This is a genomic window from Brevibacillus centrosporus (assembly GCF_003710815.1).
GTDB classification, from domain to species: domain Bacteria; phylum Bacillota; class Bacilli; order Brevibacillales; family Brevibacillaceae; genus Brevibacillus; species Brevibacillus centrosporus.
In genome coordinates, this window is the sequence record NZ_RHHP01000006.1 from 21,401 (window position 1) to 38,111 (window position 16,711).

Consider the following 16,711-nt stretch of genomic DNA (forward strand, 5'->3'; position numbering starts at 1 on the left):
GGAGCCAGGCGCCTTCTCAGGTTTGACTGGAGGATCGATCGCTCCATTCAAAATATCGCAATCGAGAAGAAGCGCCCTGTCAAATTTTTCATTACGATAGGGGCATGGCAAGGGAGTAAAGGGAACTCCCGCGAAAAAGGAGGAATCTTTTTGTACACGACGATTTCCAAAGGCCGTCTGTGGACGGCGCGAATCATGTCCGGACTGGTGATCCTGTTTATGCTGTTCGATAGCATCATGAAGTTTGTTCAGCCTGCCCCTGTTGTGGAGGGAACCCTGCAGCTCGGGTATGCCGAGCATCATATCGCGGTGATTGGCGTTCTCGGACTGATATCTACTCTTTTGTATCTATTTCCACGCACGACGTTTCTGGGCGCAGTCCTGTTAACCGGCTATTTTGGCGGCGTTATTGCTACCCATATTCGGATGGATGCCCCGCTGTTTACGCACACCCTATTCCCGGTGTACTTGGCGGTGCTGATGTGGGGCGGGATATGGCTGAGGCATGAAAAGGTCCGCAATCTCGTGCCCTTTGCCAAGAACGAAGGATGAGTCCATCAGGGGAAAGGGAACAAGGACAATATTCCCTTTTGGAAATAGGTGGTTGACAGCCCCCAAGATCACGGAATATAATTTCAATTATCAAATAATTAAATGTTGTGATTAGAAATAGTAGATCTGAACCGATCTTTCAGAGAGCCGTTGGTTGGTGCGAAACGGCAGTATCGTTCATTTCGAACTCGTCTATGAACTGCTGCCTGACAATGTAGGGTAAGCCGGATTTCCACCGTTATTTAGGATAGATGGTGATAGCCATCGAATTGAGTTCATTTCCTAGTGAGATGAAGTAGAGTGGTACCGCGGGATATACCTCGCCTCTATACGTAGAGGCGGGGTTTTTTTGTACAGTAAGAATGATAAAATTCTTATCCAGTATAAGGGCAACTAAGCTCCGCAAAAGGCTTGGCGGAGCAAGTTTTCTAATTGGTTAAAGACCGGGTTTAACCAATCCCGCTTGAACATATAGATAACCGAGACATTGGAGGAGGATGGAAAGATGACAAGAAAAATTATTATGCTGGATACGACTTTGCGTGATGGAGAACAGGTGCCAGGTGCCAAGCTGAACGTACATCAAAAGGTGGAGTTTGCCCAACAGCTGAAACGTCTGCAGGTGGATATGATCGAAGCGGGATTCCCGGCTTCCTCGGAGGGGGATTTTCTCGCTGTACAGGAGATCGCTCGCAGTGTAGGAGATGCCGTCACCATTACGGCACTGGCGCGCGCAGTGAAAGGTGACATCGACGCTGTTTACAACAGTATCAAGTCTGCTCAAGATCCATTTATTCATATCGTACTCGGCACATCGGATATTCACGTGGAAAAGAAATTCAATCGCTCGAAGGACGCTGTATTGCAGCAAGGGGTCGATGCGGTCAAATATGCGAAAACATTGCTTCCAGCCGTACAGTATTCTACCGAAGATGCATCTCGCTCTGAATTTGAATACTTGTGGAAAACGATCGAAGCAGTGGTGAAGGCAGGGGCTACGATTATCAACGTACCGGATACGGTCGGCTACGCGGTTCCTGAGGAATTCGGCGAGCTGATCCGAAAACTGAACGACCGTCTCAAAAACCTGAACCCAGACGTCATCCTCAGCGTGCATTGCCACAACGACCTCGGCTTGGCGACCGCGAATACACTTGCTGCGATCAAAAACGGGGCAGATAAGGTGGAATGTACCATCAATGGCTTGGGTGAGCGTGCGGGTAACACATCGCTGGAAGAAGTCGTGATGGCACTGAAGGTACGGGAAAACTACTACCAAAGCGGAACCAATATCAAGACGAAAGAGCTTCTGCGTACTTCGCGCTTGCTCACCTACTTGACAGGTCTCGATGTCCAGGTAAACAAAGCGATCACGGGTGATAACGCGTTTGCTCACTCATCCGGTATCCATCAGGATGGTTTGCTCAAGGATAAACAGGTGTACGAAATCATGTCGCCGGAGGAAGTCGGCGCAGACAGCATGGAGCTGATCCTGACTGCCCGTTCTGGTCGCCATGCCTTCAAGAACGCTGTAGAAAAAATGGGCTTTGATGCAAGCGATGCCGAGGAGTTTGAAGAGTTGTTTGCGAAATTCCTCACCCTGGCTGATGCGAAAAAAGAAGTATACGACCACGATGTCTTTTATCTGGTGACCAACCACCGCACGATGGACACGCGAAACAGCCATCTGTACGAATTGGAATCCTTCCAGGTCGTGACCAATGACATGTATCCGACAGCGACAGTCAAGCTGAAGCGCGGGGAGGAAATCTTCAAGGAAAGCGCGGTTGGAGACGGTCCGATCGATGCCCTGTACAGCGTCATCAAAACACTCGTGGGTCTTGATGTTGAGCTGAAGGACTACAAAATCAACAGCATGTCCCGCGGAAAGGAAGCGATCGGCCGCGTCAATATCCGCATCGAATACCAAGGCAAAACATACTCGGGTCGCGCGATGGACACCGACATTATCAAAGCCAGTGCGATGGCGTTCCTAAACGGAATCAATGCCGTGCTGCTGGATGTGGCAAACGAGAGCTTGAGCCTCGTGGAGCAGTCCTAAGAAGGTGTGTTCTCACAGAAGAAAGGTTGCTTGGTCCCCTTAGGGAGGCCAGCAACCTTTTTTTCTTGTCGTTTTCGGAGATGAGGGTTCAATGCTTTAATTCCACTACGGGATAGGTTTCCTCTATTATATCGCAACGGATACGGCAAATGAACTTGCATGGAAATTGAACAATTCGCTCCGAAATGTACAAAATCGCAAGCATTCTAGACGTACACTATTGCTCGTGTCGGGTAGTGGACAGTGGGCAAAGGAATGCTTATTGAGGGCTCCGCTGATCGAGAGGTATCCTAGAGTTGTAAGAGGAACGAATAAATCCGGATTTATCGCTCGAAAGAAAAAGCAAGAGAAAAGGAGCGAATACGCTATGAGTCAAACAACAGCAAAAACAGCCGTTATCACAGGGGCAGCAGGCGGCATCGGCAAAGAGCTTGCACGTCGCATGGCTGAACGCCGTGTCAATCTGGTGCTCGTCGATCTGAACGAGGATGCCTTGAAAGCAGTTGTACAAGAGTTGAACTTGGACGACACCCATTCCCTGATCGTCGCAGCTGACGTTTCGAAGGAAGAGGACGTTCAAAATTATGTGAATAAAGCTGTCGAGAAATTCGGCACCATCGATTATTTTGCGAACAATGCGGGTATTGAAGGTCCTATGGGAAATATCGACGAGCAAAGCGTGAAAGCACTTGATTTGGTATACAACGTAAACGTGCGCGGAGTTTTCCTGGGTCTGCACTATGTGATTCCTGTCATGAAAAAGCAGCAATCCGGTGCGATCCTGAACACTTCTTCTCTCGCAGGCTTGATGGGAGCGCCGGGCATGGCTCCTTATATCATGTCCAAGCATGCGGTGATCGGGCTGACCCGTGTAGCGGCCAATGAAGTCGCTTCCTACGGTATTCGCGTCAACGCTGTTCTGCCTGGAACCATCAACACCCGCATGATGCGCCAAATCGAGGCTAACTCCGGTGCAGCAGATCAGTATCAAGAAGCGAACAAAGCAGCTACTCCTTTGGGCCGCTATGGAGAACCACAGGAAGTTGCAGCCGTGATGAACTTCCTGCTCTCCGACGAAGCTTCTTTTGTGACCGCGTCCCTGTATACCGTAGACGGTGGTATGGTAGGCCAGTAAGATCGCTTGCTGATCCCGCTGCATCTTGAAAAGGAAGACCGAAAGCTCTTAAACCGAGCTTTCGGTTTTTTTGTGCAACCATTTCCTAAAAGATTCCAAATTTTGTATAATAGGGAGCGTGAGAAAAAAGAAGGGGGAAATCATGCAGCGAAGTCTTGTAGCGAGAATCATAGACTGTATCTTCTTGAGTATCGGGATCGCCGTGGTAGGCCTGATCGTGATGTTCTTTTCAGCCCTTTTGGGAGGGCTCACGTTTTATACGCTACTGACGGCCGCCATCACCATCGGAAGTATCACACTCGTCATTGTCTATATGTTCACGTCGATAAAGCGGCGTCTGTTATCCAGGGTGATTATCGGATTTATTGTGCTAGGGGCTTTGTCAGTCGCAGGCCGCGAAGGCTTTCAAGCTTACGAGGCGAGCATTACCATGATGAGTGATCAGGATGTGGATCTGCGAGAATACAAGCCTTTTGCCGAGCATACCAAAGCCAAGAGACTGGAGCCGTCATCGAAGCTTGTCTTGCGGGATGACCTGCCACGACTGGATGGCGCCACAGCTCTGTATCCTTTGTATTCCGCTTTTGTTCAAGCGGTCTATCCCGAAAAAAATTACGATTTGTACGAGAGCGAAGTCATGGCAAATACGACTCCACAGGCATACGAGAACCTCATCAACGGAACGGTCGACATCATTTTTGCTGCCGGACCATCTGAAGAGCAACGGGAGATGGCGAAAAATAAAGGGGTCGAGCTGACTCTGACCCCGATTGGCAAGGAAGCCTTTGTCTTTTTTGTCAATGCTGCAAACCCCGTAACGGGGCTGACGACCAAGCAAATACAGGATATTTACACAGGAAGTGTTACGGATTGGAGCGAGGTCGGCGGTAAGCCAGGGGCGATACAGGCGTTTCAACGCCCTGAAAACAGCGGCAGCCAGACGATGCTTCTGAAGGTCATGGGCAACAAACAACCGATGGCGGCACCCAGGGAGGATATAGCTTCTGGGATGGGAGGGATCATCAGTCAAACCGCCGATTATAAAAATTACAAAAATGCGATCGGGTACTCGTTTCTGTATTTTGCTACGGAAATGGTGCAGAACGGCAATATTCGCTTGCTAGAGGTCGATGGGGTAAAGCCGGACAAGCAGACTATTCGAGACGGCACGTATCCGCTCACCGCAGAATTTTATGCAGTGACTGCCGGCAGCAGCAATCCACATGTCGGCCGCTTTATTGAGTGGATCCGCTCTGCCCAGGGACAGACGCTGGTCGAACAGACGGGGTATACACCAATGATCGATTCCCACTGATAGAAAAAATAAGAGAAGAACCAAAAGGAGGCTTCGCTATGTATCGAATCGGATTGATTGGCGATTACAATCCGGAGGTGGTCGCGCATGGTGCCATTCCTCGAGCAATCGAGCTGGCTGCAAAAGACTTGGGAAAACAAGTAGAGGTCGAATGGATTTTGACTCCTAGACTTTTGCAGGCACCCCCTGAAGAAGTACTTTCCGATTTTGATGGTCTATGGGCGGTTCCAGGAAGTCCCTACAAGAGCAAGGAGGGCGTCCTTCAGGGGATCTCGTATGCCCGGGAGAACCTGATTCCTTTTCTGGGGACTTGCGGTGGGTTTCAGCACATGGTTATTGAATTCGCCCGCAACGTACTGGGTCTGGCAGAAGCAGATCATGCAGAGGACAATCCAGCTGCGTCTCTCTTGATTGTCGCGCCACTCACATGCTCGGTCAGTCAGCAAACCCACATCTTTACCTTAACGGAAGGTTCCCGGATTGCCAGAATATACGGAAGGCTGGAAATCGCCGAACAATACGGAACCTGTAACTACGGAGTCAATGCAGCGTTTACAGAAAAGCTTGTGGAAGCGGGACTCTGTGTCGGCGGGGTCGATACCAAAGGAGAGGTACGGCTCATGGAGTACGTCCAGCATCCTTTTTTCATAGGCACGCTGTTTCAGCCGGAGCGCTCTGCCTTTCAGGGAATTGTGCATCCGTTACTCAAAGAATTTGTCTTTCAGGCGACTCAGCAGGCAAAAGGCGAGTAAACGTCTGAATGGCAAGCCTTGTGGGTATTTTAAGTTGCGTGTGGGTTTGCTATGATGTGGGAATGAAATTGTAAATTGTACTTAAAAAGGATGGAAGAATGATGAAAAAGAAAATGGTTCTCGTGCTAGACGTGGAAGTGAATCAAGATATCGATATGCAAAAGCTCGCCGATGAGATGTCCAAAGCGATCAGCACGGTAAGCGAAATCAAGCTGCAGGATGTTGTGCTTTTTGACAACGACGAGTCCAGTGCAGATAAATGGGTAGCGAATATGGATGTGAGCGCGAAGTAACCATGAAAAAAATCAGCAGCGGGAGTGTCCTTGGCAAAGCCTACTTCCTGTCCTATCTTCAGCTGGTGATGAACTCCAGGGGATTTGATCTGGATCAAGCCACTGCGTATACATTGCAAACTTTTTTTCAAGGGGATCTGTGCGCTTTTGGACAACAAACATACGAAAATTACCTGAGTGCTGTTGATGAGCTGCGGGGGTAAACCCGACACTTATCAAGTAGGGGGAGAGGTATGGGGGGAATTCTTTTTCAAACAACTCCTGAACCTCTTCCTCGTATTGACAGAAAAAAACAGGACTGCTATAAAAATAGTGAGTAGCACTCTGTTGCTGAGAGTGCTAATTGCTTTTTCAACGAGCATACTTACGAAAATTCAAGCCTGTCTACATTAGAAGGGAGAGATTCGAATGGAAAAGAAGCAGTTTCAAGCTGAATCCAAGCGCCTCTTGGAAATGATGATCAACTCCATTTACACCCAAAAGGAGATCTTTTTGCGTGAGCTGATCTCCAATGCCAGCGATGCCATTGACAAGATGTACTACAGAGCGCTCACCGATGATAGCCTGGTCTTTGACAAAGACAGCTACTACATCAAAGTGATCGCCGACAAGGATAACCGGACACTGACGATCCGAGACACCGGGATCGGGATGACAGCGGATGAGCTGGAAAGTCACCTTGGGGTCATCGCAAAAAGCGGCTCTCTCGCTTTCAAAAAGGAAAACGAAACAAAAGACGGTCACACGATCATCGGGCAATTCGGGGTCGGATTCTATTCCGCTTTCATGGTGGCGGATGTCGTCACCGTGATCAGCCGGGCTGTTGGCAGTGACACCGCGTACAAATGGGAATCGACAGGAGCAGATGGCTATACGATCGAGCCGGCCGCTAAAGACGCTGTCGGTACGGACATCATCCTGAAAATCAAGGAAAATACGGAGGATGAGAACTACGACGAGTATTTGGACGAATACCGTCTCAAAGCGATCATCAAGAAATACTCCGATTTCATCCGTTACCCGATCAAAATGGATGTGTCCAGCAGCAGGCTTGTGGAGGGCAGCGAGAGCGAATACGAAGAGGTAACCGAAGAGACGCGCATCAACAGTATGGTGCCGATCTGGCGGAAAAACAAAAGCGAGCTGACCGACGACGATTACGAGCAGTTCTACCAGGAAAAACGCTACGGCTTTGACAAGCCCCTGAAGCATCTGCATGTCAGCGCAGACGGAGCTGTCGTGTATCAGGCCATTCTCTTTATCCCGGAGAACATCCCGTTTGATTTCTACTCCAAGGAGTATGAAAAAGGGCTGGAGCTGTATGCCAATGGTGTTTTGATCATGAACAAGTGTGCGGATCTGCTCCCAGACTATTTCAGCTTTGTCAAAGGAATGGTCGATTCCGAAAGTCTGTCGCTGAACATCTCCCGGGAAATGCTCCAGCATGACCGCCAGCTGAAGCTGATCGCCAAAAACATCCAGAGCAAGATCAAAAATCTGCTGCAGACCATGCTGAAAAACGAGCGCGAGAAGTACGAACAGTTCTACCAAGCATTTGGCAGACAGCTCAAATTCGGCGTGTACAGCGACTTTGGCATGAACAAGGACGTATTGCAGGACCTGCTCCTGTTTACCTCCTCCAAGGACAAAAAGCTGGTCACCCTGGATGAATACGTGTCCAGAATGCCGGAAGACCAAAAGTACATCTACTACGCTTCCGGGGAGTCCAACGAACGGATCGAGAAGCTGCCACAGACGGAGCTCGTCCTGGAAAAAGGCTACGAAATCCTGTACTTTACCGAGGATATCGACGAGTTTGCAGTCAAGATGCTCCAGAAGTACAAGGATAAAGAATTCAAATCCGTATCTAGCGGCGACTTGGGCATCGAAGCAGACGACAATGATAAAAATACGGATGCAGAAAACGAAGCAAACAAAGAGCTGTTTGACTACATGAAGAACCTCCTCGCCGGAAAAGTCAGCAACGTGCGAGCGTCGAAACGTTTGCGCTCCCATCCTGTTTGCTTGACGACAGAGGGCGAGATCACCATCGAGATGGAAAAAATCTTGAACGCCATGCCGAACAATCCGAGTGTGAAAGCGGACAAGGTGCTGGAGATCAACGTCAACCACGATGTATTCCAATCGCTGAAGGCTGCGCTGGCAAACGACAAGGAGAAGCTGGATCTGTACACTGCTCTCTTGTACAACCAGGCGCTGCTCATCGAAGGCTTGCCGCTGCAGGACCCAGTCGAATTTACAAACGATATTTGCAAGATTATGGTGTAAGGGGAAAAGCAAAAGAGGAAAAGCCTCTTGGTCAGCCAAGGGGCTTTCTTCATGATGCATAACCGTACCAATAATTAGGAATCCTTAAAAAAAGCAATCAGGAGATGGGTTCTCCTACCTTTCCGAAATGGACAGCTAGAAGTAGCAGAGAGGAAGAGGAGCGGAAGTGGCAAACAAAGAGTTGAAAAGAGGTTTGGAAGCCAGACATATCCAAATGATCGCGCTCGGTGGGACGATTGGTGTCGGGTTGTTTATGGGGTCTGCAAGCACAATTAAATGGACAGGCCCATCCGTCATGCTGGCGTATGCAATTGTAGGAATTTTTATTTTTCTCATCATGCGAGCGATGGGCGAGATGCTGTACGTAGAGCCGAGCACAGGTTCCTTTGCTACATTTGGTCACAAGTACATCCATCCCATTGCCGGTTATCTCACGGCTTGGAGCAACTGGTTTCAGTGGGTGGTTGTAGGCATGGCCGAAATTATTGCGGTAGGAACCTATATGCAGTACTGGTTTCCCGATCTTCCGCCGTGGATACCTGGCATTATCGCCATGGTGATTCTGGGAGCGGCGAATCTGTTCTCGGTAAAATCCTTTGGAGAATTTGAATTCTGGTTTGCCATGATTAAGATCGTAACGATCGTCGTGATGATTATTATCGGTTTGGGCTTGATTTTCTTTGGAATTGGCAACGGAGGAAACGCGATCGGATTGTCCAACCTGTGGGCACACGGAGGCTTCTTTACCGGTGGCTGGTCAGGCTTCTTCTTTGCTCTTTCATTGGTGATCGGGGCTTACCAAGGCGTCGAGCTGATCGGGATTACCGCAGGTGAGGCAAAGGAGCCTCGCAAAACACTGACGAGTGCAATCCAAAGCATTATCTGGCGCATTTTGATCTTCTATATCGGAGCGATTTTTGTCATTGTCACGGTGTATCCATGGAACGAGCTGCAGGCGATTGGCAGTCCGTTCGTGGCGACGTTTGCCAAAATCGGGATTACCGCTGCTGCAGGTGTTATCAACTTCGTGGTGATTACCGCAGCGATGTCCGGCTGTAACAGCGGCATCTACAGCGCGGGTCGAATGCTTTATACACTCGGTGTAAACGGTCAGGCCCCGAAAGTTTTTACGAAGCTGTCTGTGAATGGCGTACCGCTATTGGGAACCATCGGCGTGCTCATCGGGTTGTTTGTTGGTGTTATCTTGAGCTACATTGCTCCCGAAAACCTGTTTGTGTATGTCTACAGCGCAAGTGTGCTGCCGGGTATGGTACCGTGGTTTGTCATCCTGATCAGCCAAATCAATTTTCGGAAAGCGAAGGGAGCAGAAATGGACAAGCATCCATTCAAAATGCCCTTTGCCCCAGTGACGAACTACGTGACGATTGTCTTTTTGCTGCTGGTTCTCGTCGGCATGTGGATCAATGATGAGACGCGTGTCTCCCTCATTGCGGGGCTCGTGTTCATGGCGATTGTCGTCATCAGCTTCTATGCGTTTGGGATCAGCAAGGCGAAGCCATTGAGCACGCAGACAGATGATGAATATTAAAAAATAGGGACATAGGCAGTCAGGGACTTTTATGGAGTCCCTAGCTGCAGCTGTCCTTTTTATTCGCAACGATTCTCCGCGGTTGCGAGATCCTTATTCATTTGCATACCAGTACAGGGCATAATCGGTCATGGTAGAGGCATAATCTGCTTGGCGCAGCATGGCGCTAATGTTTCCCCGATGATAGGTAGCGTGCGTGATGATATTCATAAGAATCTCGGTGTAGCTCGTTTCACGAACCCTCGTGTAAGGATTGTCGAGGACAATGGTTTGATCCAAATCGTCGTGGGCGCTGATGAACCCCCGGTACTTTTGCGCGACCTCGTGAAAGAATACTTCCAGTTCTTCGAGGGTTTTCGCTTCCAGCTGCTCCATTTGAGAGAGGTTGGCTGCCATTGCGTCCTTCATTTCCGCTCCCTTCATAATTTCGATCCACGTGGAGTCGACGAGATAAACATGGACAAGCGTCTTTGCGATCGTAGGAAAAACGCTTTTCATTTCCTGGGTGTACAGCTCGCGGGGTACTTCCTTCAAACGATTGATCAAGGTTTGATTGGCCCATACGTGATAATCGTACATCGTGATAACATGGTTGCTCATTGTGTTCGCCTCCTGAATCTTTGATGGCTTAATTGTATGGGCTCTTACCTGACAAAAGCTGTCAGTAGATCGAAAACTTTTCACCAGATCGTTGGTATGGTAACGAGATGGGATAAGTGTAAAATAATAAGCATGAAAATAACGAGGCAACTCGGCCATTCGTGACAACTAGGAGAGAAGAACATGCATCCACTTCGCCCCTCCATGACGGTAGAAGAAGCTGTCGCCCATTTTTCTCCCGGCAGTGCGGAAGTTCAGGAGGTCTATAACGAGGAAGACGAATTTGTCGGCTATTTGACTGTGGAGTCGATTTCCCTAGCGATGCAGAGAGGGGAGCTGACCCGGCCGATTTTGGAGTTCGTGGTTCCCGAGGTATCCTTGCAAGATCAGGAGCACCAGACGAGCTCACGATCGCAGTTGCACGCCTTTTTTCAAAGTCCGATAAGTGGCATCATTTTCAATTCGTTGTACGATGGTGTCTACATCACGGATGACGTGGGCATCACGTTGTTTATCAATCAAGCCTATCAGCGAATTACCGGGATCAGCGAAGAAGAGGTTAAGGGCGTGCACATGGAGGCGCTGATCAAGCAGGGCATCATTTCTGTATCTGCGTCTTTGGAAACGATCCGTACGAAGCGGCCTGTGACCCTCATCCAAACCATTCGGAATGGCAGGAAAATCATCGTGTCCGCTACGCCGGTTCTGGCTCCTAACAAAGAAATCTTGTACGTCATCAGCAGTGTGCGGGACATCACGGAGCTGATTCGTCTCAAGCACGAGCTGGACAGCCAGAAGCTGCGGAGGCAAAGCCTGAAGGAAGACGCCCTCGAACGACCCGCACCCGGGCAGGGCAATATCGTGGTAGGGCCAGCCACAAGATCGTTGTTTCAGCTGGCAGAAAAAGTGGCAAAGACAGATGCAAAAGTGCTGCTGCAGGGCGAGACCGGGGTAGGAAAAAGCATGATCGCCAAGTATATCCACTCCCGAAGCGCGCGCAGCAAGGAGACATTCATGGAGCTGAACTGCGCGGCGATTCCTGGACATCTGGTCGAAGCGGAGCTGTTCGGTTATGAGCCGGGCTCGTTTACTGGTGCGCTCAAGAGTGGGAAAGTAGGGATTCTCGAGAGTGCACACCGGGGAACGCTGTTTCTGGATGAAATCGGCGATCTGCCGCTTGAGCTGCAGGTCAAGCTGCTGAAGGTCGTGGAAGAAAGCCAGTTTATGCGGGTAGGATCTACGGAAGTGCGCCATGTCGATGTCCGGATCATTACGGCTACACACCGGGATTTGGCAACGCTTGTACGGGAAGGGCTGTTTCGGGAGGACTTGTATTATCGGCTGAACATCGTCACCTTTGAAGTTCCTCCGCTGCGCAACCGCAAAGAAGAAATCGTTCCGCTGCTCGAAACGTACCTGGGCAAATTCAACGAAAAATATCAGGAAAACAAGACGATGACGCTGGAATGCTACGAATGGCTGACCAACTACCAATGGCCGGGCAATATCCGGGAGCTGGCAAATCTGGTTGAGCGGCTCGTGGTTACGACCTACCATGATTCGATTGATGTCGGTAACTTGCCGTCCTTTCTGCAGCAGGTATTTCCGGCTTCCGAGCCTGCTTCCCTCAAGGAAGCTGTCGCCAGGCTGGAGCGGACCATGATTACGAATGCGATTCACGCTCATGGGACGACGAGAGCGGCAGCAGAAGCTTTGGGAATCAGTCAAAGTGCCATCGTCCAAAAAATGAAGAAACTCCATTTGCGAGTAGAAAACGAATCAAGGTAGATGGCTTTGATTCGTTTTCTACTCATTTTTGTGATTCTGACTGTTTTTGAGAACGGGTTCATTTTGTCAGAAAATGTCTAGAACCCAGTAGTACCAACCCGTACAGGACGCTGTTTTTTATTGCAGCGCTTTCAGAAAAGCCATCAAATGTTCACGTTTTTTTCTGGTTGGCATGGAAGTTGCGTATAGATAGCTGCATAGACGAAAGGAGAGAACAGCATGAATATCTCAACATTTGCAGCAGCGAACAAATTGGTAACGGGACGGGATTCCCTGCAGCAGCTTCCCGAAGAAATCGCTCGACTGGGTGTGCAACGACCTCTGATTGTAACAGACAAAATTTTGATCCAAGCAGGCGTGGTTGCACAGGTGGAAGAGCTTCTTTCGATGAAGGCCGGCATATTCTCTGACGTAAATCCAGAGCCAGAAATTGAAATCGTGGACCAATGTGTTCAAATGATCCGGGAAGGCCATTACGATGGTCTGATTGCCGTAGGTGGCGGCAGCGCGATCGATATCGCAAAAGCTTCCTCGGTCATGTCAACAAATGAAGGCAGCATCGAATTGTATTTCGGTACCAATCTGGTCAAAAAGCCTGGTCTGCCACTCGTAGCGATTCCAACAACTGCAGGGACGGGCTCTGAAGTGACCAACATCTCGATTTTGTCCGACACGAAAGAGCAAGTGAAGAAAGGGATTGTAAGCCCTTACCTGCTGCCGGACGTGGCGATTGTCTCTCCGATCATGACGCTGACCTGCCCTCCAAGCGTTACCGCTGCGAGCGGTGTGGATGCCCTGGTTCATGCGGTAGAAGCGTACATTTCCAAATTTGCGTCTCCTGTTACGGATGCCCTGGCTATCGGCGCGATGAAACTGATCGCGGTTCACCTGCCAAAAGCATATGCGTGCCCGGACAACATCGAGTCTCGTGAAGCGATGATCACGGCTTCTCTGATGGCTGGCCTAGCTTTCGGAAACGCAGGCGTAGGTGCAGTTCATGCGCTGGCTTACCCACTCGGTGGACGTTATCATATGGCGCATGGCGTGAGCAACTCGCTGCTTTTGCCTTATGTCATGAAGTGGAACAAGATTGCATGCTTGGAAAAGCTGCGTGAGGTAGCCGTTGCACTGGGTGAAAACGTAGAGGGTTTAAATGCGGACCAAGCGGCAGAAGCAGCAATTGAAGCGATGACTCGTCTATGCCGTTACGTAGAAATCCCGCAGTCTTTGCGTGAATTCAATATTCCGGAATCAGCCGTGGTGGAAATGGCAGAAGAAGCGATGAAACAGACTCGCCTCCTGAAAAACAATCCTCGGACCTTGCGGAAAAAAGATATTGAAGACATCTATCGAGCAGCATACTAAGAGGGGGAAGTTCCATGAAATGGAAGCAAAGAAAGGAAGGTGCTGAGGCGCCTTACATCCCGGCTGGTCCGTTTAAGCTTCGTTTGCCGTTTCTTCACTACCGGTTTGAATGGCCTGACTATGTGCAAGGGCTGTTCATGTGTGCGGTAGACCTGGGTGCGATCACGCTTTTGGCGGATCATCTGGGTATGCCGTTTGAAGTCGGCTTGGCCATCGTTATTTTAAACGGTTTCATGTACTTGCTGCACCATCTACTCGGGGACCCAGTCATTCCAGGCTGGATCACCCCGGCCATTCCGCTGATCGTCTTGTTCGTCGAGCAGTTCCCGGAAGGTCCGGAGCGTATTTATGCCCTCATCGCCTTCCAGATGTCCCTCGGGATATTATCCATTCTCCTCGGGGTTACTGGTCTAGCGAAAAAAGTCGTGAACTTTGTACCGAATGCCATCAAGTCGGGGATCATCCTCGGGGCAGGGATCGGCGCGATTACGTCTATTTTTGAAAAAGGCGGGAAGTTTGATGTATTCCCGTATACCATTGCCATTTGTATCGGTTTTTGCTTTTATCTGGTCTTTTCCAAGCATTTTGAAGCTCTGAAAGTAAAAGGCAAGGGCTGGGCCCTCATCGGTAACCTGGGAATCCTGCCTGCTATTCTGCTGGCGGTATTCGTAGCTCCCCTTTTTGGTGAAGCGAAATGGCCCGATATTCAATGGGGCTTCAGTAAACCTGACTTTGCTGCACTGTGGTCGCAATACACGATTTTTGGATTAGGGTTTCCGAACTGGTCGTACTTCTTGACGGCGATTCCGGCCGTATTTGCTACGTACCTCGTCGTGTTTGGTGACGTGCTGAAAACGAAAGCGCTTTTATCGGAATCCGATACGGTACGTGCCGATGAGAAAGTCGATTACAATGCGGACCGTGCGCACATGATCTTTGGTGGACGCAACTTCATCATGAGCCTCATCGGTCCTGACATCACGATGTGCGGTCCGCTGTGGGCAGCGATGCAGGTAGTTGTGGTAGAGCGTTTCAAAAAAGGGAAAAAGGCGATGAACTCCTTCTTTGGGGGAGCAGGTTCCTTCCGCTGGGGTACCAATACAGGTCTGCTCTTGCTCCCGATCGTGAGTCTGGTACAGCCGATCTTGGGTGTCGCTGTTGCATTGACTCTGTTGGTTCAAGGGTATGTAAGCGTACGCATTGGTGTCATGCAGGCGCGCAGCCAGCGTGACCTCGGAATCGCGGGTGTCGTCGGTGCTGTGCTCGTAATCAAAGGCGCTTCTATGGCATTTGCAGCGGGGATCTTGCTTTGTGTCCTTCTTTACGGTAAAGATTGGTTACGTGGAGAAAAAGAAAAGCTGTTTGCAGCAAACGAAGGCGAGAAAGTCAGCTTGAAGGAGGAGAAAGCATCTTGAAACAATCAGAAATGAACATGGGCATGTATGTGAACGGGGAATGGGTCAAGCTGTCCAAAACGATCCCAGTACTCAACCCGGCTACACTTGCGGAAGTCGGCAGCGTACCGGATGCAGGTGCAGTCGAAGCCAAGCAAGCCGTTGATGCGGCACATGAAGCGTTCAAGACATGGTCAAAAACGACAGCGTATGAGAGGGCAGCTCTTTTGGAGCGCTGGCATCAAGTGATCGAATCCCGTCTGGATGAGATCGCACTGGTTATGACGCTGGAACAAGGCAAACCGCTGGCAGAAGCAAAAGGCGAGGTGCAATATGCCAACAGCTATATCAAATGGTACGCGGAGGAAGCAAAACGGATTTACGGAGAAACCATCCCAGCCTCTTCCGGCTCCAAGCGGATTCTGGTGCAAAAACAGCCAGTGGGTGTCGTAGCGGCCGTGACGCCGTGGAACTTCCCGGCGGCGATGATCGCACGCAAAATCGCGCCAGCCCTGGCAGCAGGCTGCACAACGGTTTCCAAGCCAGCTGAGCAAACACCGCTTACGGCGCTTTTACTCGCAGAGTGCGCCCATGAAGCCGGAATTCCAGCGGGTGTCATCAACATCCTGACGACCTCCAACGCAGGAGAGCTGGTCGACGTCTGGATGGAGGATTCACGCGTGAAGAAAATTACCTTCACCGGATCGACGCCAGTAGGCAAAATGCTGATGCGCAAAGCGGCAGACAATGTGAAAAAGGTCTCCCTGGAGCTCGGCGGATTGGCACCGTTCATCATCACAGAGGACGCCAACATCGGGGAAGCGGTGAAAGGCTTGATGCTCTCCAAATTCCGCAACGCGGGTCAAACCTGCATTTGCGCAAATCGTATCTACGTGCATGAAAAGGTGAAGGATGCGTTCCTTGCCGCTTTCACAAAAGCCGTAGCAGAGCTTCGCGTTGGAAACGGGACGGAAGCAGGCGTGGAGATCGGTCCACTCATCGACGATCGTGCTGTAAGCAAGGTACAGCATCAGATCGACGACGCTCTGGCAAAAGGCGCTACGCTGCACGGCAGCCCGGTATTGGAAGGAAGCACTGGCTACTTCATGAAGCCAGTGGTTCTCTCCGGTGTAACCGATGAAATGGTGTGCATGCAGGAAGAAACCTTCGGACCGATCGCACCTGTCAGCACGTATACAGACGATCAGGAAGTGGTGGAGCGCGCGAACAATACGCCATTTGGCCTGGCCGCATACGTCTTTACCCAGTCCTTGACCAAAGCCTTCTACTTCTCTGAAAATCTCGAGTACGGCATCGTGGGTGTCAACGACGGTGGGCCATCAGTGGCACAAGCTCCGTTTGGCGGGATGAAAGAAAGCGGTCTCGGACGTGAGGGTGGTCATCACGGGATCGAAGAGTATTTGGAAGTGAAATACGTTTCTTTGGCCTTGATTTAAACAAGCAGTTCAAAGTAGGCATTTCATAAGGAAAGCAGCTTCGGGATCAAGACCGAGGCTGCTTTTTTCATTTTGTCCCCCATCCGGCTATAAAGGAAGAAACGCACCCGCTGCGTCAAAGGACAGAGCGGATGCGTTGGGAGACCGTGCTATGCAAGGA

At 50.1% G+C, this 16,711-nt stretch carries 14 protein-coding genes and 1 other annotated feature; of the genes, 13 read left to right on the top strand and 1 reads right to left on the bottom strand.

Annotated features, from left to right (window positions below):
* The first annotated feature begins 150 nt into the window (after positions 1-150).
* The 9 genes from EDM55_RS07040 to EDM55_RS07080 all read left to right on the top strand — a co-directional run bounded on the left by EDM55_RS07040 (position 151) and on the right by EDM55_RS07080 (position 9,947).
* On the top strand, positions 151-552 hold the full coding sequence (locus EDM55_RS07040) for a DoxX family protein (protein ID WP_092266513.1): 402 nt from the start codon (positions 151-153) through the stop codon (positions 550-552).
* 98 nt (positions 553-650) lie between these two features.
* Positions 651-883 (top strand) — a binding site (T-box leader).
* Between the two features lie 174 nt (positions 884-1,057).
* A complete protein-coding gene (locus EDM55_RS07045) occupies positions 1,058-2,614 on the top strand; it encodes a 2-isopropylmalate synthase (protein WP_122959948.1) in 1,557 nt (518 codons plus the stop codon).
* 367 nt (positions 2,615-2,981) lie between these two features.
* The gene (locus EDM55_RS07050; RefSeq protein ID WP_122959949.1) at positions 2,982-3,749 is read left to right on the top strand and encodes an SDR family NAD(P)-dependent oxidoreductase; all 768 of its coding nucleotides are present in this window, start codon (positions 2,982-2,984) and stop codon (positions 3,747-3,749) included.
* A 142-nt stretch (positions 3,750-3,891) separates the two neighbouring features.
* Complete coding sequence (locus tag EDM55_RS07055; protein WP_092266052.1) at positions 3,892-5,064, top strand: PstS family phosphate ABC transporter substrate-binding protein; 1,173 nt, start codon at positions 3,892-3,894, stop codon at positions 5,062-5,064.
* Positions 5,065-5,102: 38 nt separating this feature from the next.
* Positions 5,103-5,816: a CTP synthase C-terminal region-related (seleno)protein gene (locus EDM55_RS07060; RefSeq protein WP_092266051.1), complete on the top strand. Its 714-nt coding sequence runs from the start codon at positions 5,103-5,105 to the stop codon at positions 5,814-5,816.
* 98 nt (positions 5,817-5,914) lie between these two features.
* Positions 5,915-6,109: a hypothetical protein gene (locus tag EDM55_RS07065; protein ID WP_246011067.1), complete on the top strand. Its 195-nt coding sequence runs from the start codon at positions 5,915-5,917 to the stop codon at positions 6,107-6,109.
* Positions 6,110-6,111: 2 nt separating this feature from the next.
* Entirely contained in the window at positions 6,112-6,312 is a 201-nt protein-coding gene (locus EDM55_RS30195; RefSeq protein WP_092266049.1) for a hypothetical protein, read from the top strand.
* 205 nt (positions 6,313-6,517) lie between these two features.
* Positions 6,518-8,398, top strand: a complete 1,881-nt coding sequence (htpG, locus tag EDM55_RS07075) for a molecular chaperone HtpG (protein WP_122959950.1) — start codon at positions 6,518-6,520, stop codon at positions 8,396-8,398.
* 166 nt (positions 8,399-8,564) lie between these two features.
* Positions 8,565-9,947 (top strand): amino acid permease, encoded by a 1,383-nt coding sequence (locus tag EDM55_RS07080; protein WP_092266046.1) that lies wholly within the window; start codon positions 8,565-8,567, stop codon positions 9,945-9,947.
* A gap of 93 nt (positions 9,948-10,040) precedes the next feature.
* Here the strand turns inward: EDM55_RS07080 and EDM55_RS07085 are convergent, their stop codons facing one another.
* Positions 10,041-10,547, bottom strand: a complete 507-nt coding sequence (locus tag EDM55_RS07085; RefSeq protein ID WP_092266044.1) for a DinB family protein — start codon at positions 10,545-10,547, stop codon at positions 10,041-10,043.
* 183 nt (positions 10,548-10,730) lie between these two features.
* Between EDM55_RS07085 and EDM55_RS07090 the strand changes: the two genes are divergently transcribed.
* The 4 genes from EDM55_RS07090 (at position 10,731) to EDM55_RS07105 (ending at position 16,551) form a co-directional block, all read left to right on the top strand.
* The gene (locus EDM55_RS07090) at positions 10,731-12,335 is read left to right on the top strand and encodes a sigma-54 interaction domain-containing protein (protein WP_122959951.1); all 1,605 of its coding nucleotides are present in this window, start codon (positions 10,731-10,733) and stop codon (positions 12,333-12,335) included.
* A gap of 219 nt (positions 12,336-12,554) precedes the next feature.
* Positions 12,555-13,700, top strand: coding sequence for an iron-containing alcohol dehydrogenase (locus EDM55_RS07095; protein WP_092266040.1), 1,146 nt, complete (start codon positions 12,555-12,557; stop codon positions 13,698-13,700).
* A 14-nt stretch (positions 13,701-13,714) separates the two neighbouring features.
* Positions 13,715-15,115: a hypothetical protein gene (locus EDM55_RS07100; RefSeq protein WP_092266038.1), complete on the top strand. Its 1,401-nt coding sequence runs from the start codon at positions 13,715-13,717 to the stop codon at positions 15,113-15,115.
* A gap of 23 nt (positions 15,116-15,138) precedes the next feature.
* Positions 15,139-16,551: an NAD-dependent succinate-semialdehyde dehydrogenase gene (locus EDM55_RS07105; RefSeq protein WP_122960046.1), complete on the top strand. Its 1,413-nt coding sequence runs from the start codon at positions 15,139-15,141 to the stop codon at positions 16,549-16,551.
* The last annotated feature ends 160 nt before the right edge of the window (positions 16,552-16,711 follow it).

What these genes read in the sequence shown, in the direction of transcription:
- EDM55_RS07045 (WP_122959948.1), top strand. Translation starts at nt 1,058, where the DNA reads ATGACAAGAAAAATTATTATGCTGGATACGACTTTGCGTGATGGAGAA.
- EDM55_RS07050 (WP_122959949.1), top strand. Translation starts at nt 2,982, where the DNA reads ATGAGTCAAACAACAGCAAAAACAGCCGTTATCACAGGGGCAGCAGGC.
- EDM55_RS07055 (WP_092266052.1), top strand. Translation starts at nt 3,892, where the DNA reads ATGCAGCGAAGTCTTGTAGCGAGAATCATAGACTGTATCTTCTTGAGT.
- EDM55_RS07060 (WP_092266051.1), top strand. Translation starts at nt 5,103, where the DNA reads ATGTATCGAATCGGATTGATTGGCGATTACAATCCGGAGGTGGTCGCG.
- EDM55_RS07065 (WP_246011067.1), top strand. Translation starts at nt 5,915, where the DNA reads ATGATGAAAAAGAAAATGGTTCTCGTGCTAGACGTGGAAGTGAATCAA.
- EDM55_RS30195 (WP_092266049.1), top strand. Translation starts at nt 6,112, where the DNA reads ATGAAAAAAATCAGCAGCGGGAGTGTCCTTGGCAAAGCCTACTTCCTG.
- htpG (WP_122959950.1), top strand. Translation starts at nt 6,518, where the DNA reads ATGGAAAAGAAGCAGTTTCAAGCTGAATCCAAGCGCCTCTTGGAAATG.
- EDM55_RS07085 (WP_092266044.1), bottom strand. Translation starts at nt 10,547, where the DNA reads ATGAGCAACCATGTTATCACGATGTACGATTATCACGTATGGGCCAAT.
- EDM55_RS07090 (WP_122959951.1), top strand. Translation starts at nt 10,731, where the DNA reads ATGCATCCACTTCGCCCCTCCATGACGGTAGAAGAAGCTGTCGCCCAT.
- EDM55_RS07095 (WP_092266040.1), top strand. Translation starts at nt 12,555, where the DNA reads ATGAATATCTCAACATTTGCAGCAGCGAACAAATTGGTAACGGGACGG.
- EDM55_RS07100 (WP_092266038.1), top strand. Translation starts at nt 13,715, where the DNA reads ATGAAATGGAAGCAAAGAAAGGAAGGTGCTGAGGCGCCTTACATCCCG.
- EDM55_RS07105 (WP_122960046.1), top strand. Translation starts at nt 15,139, where the DNA reads ATGTATGTGAACGGGGAATGGGTCAAGCTGTCCAAAACGATCCCAGTA.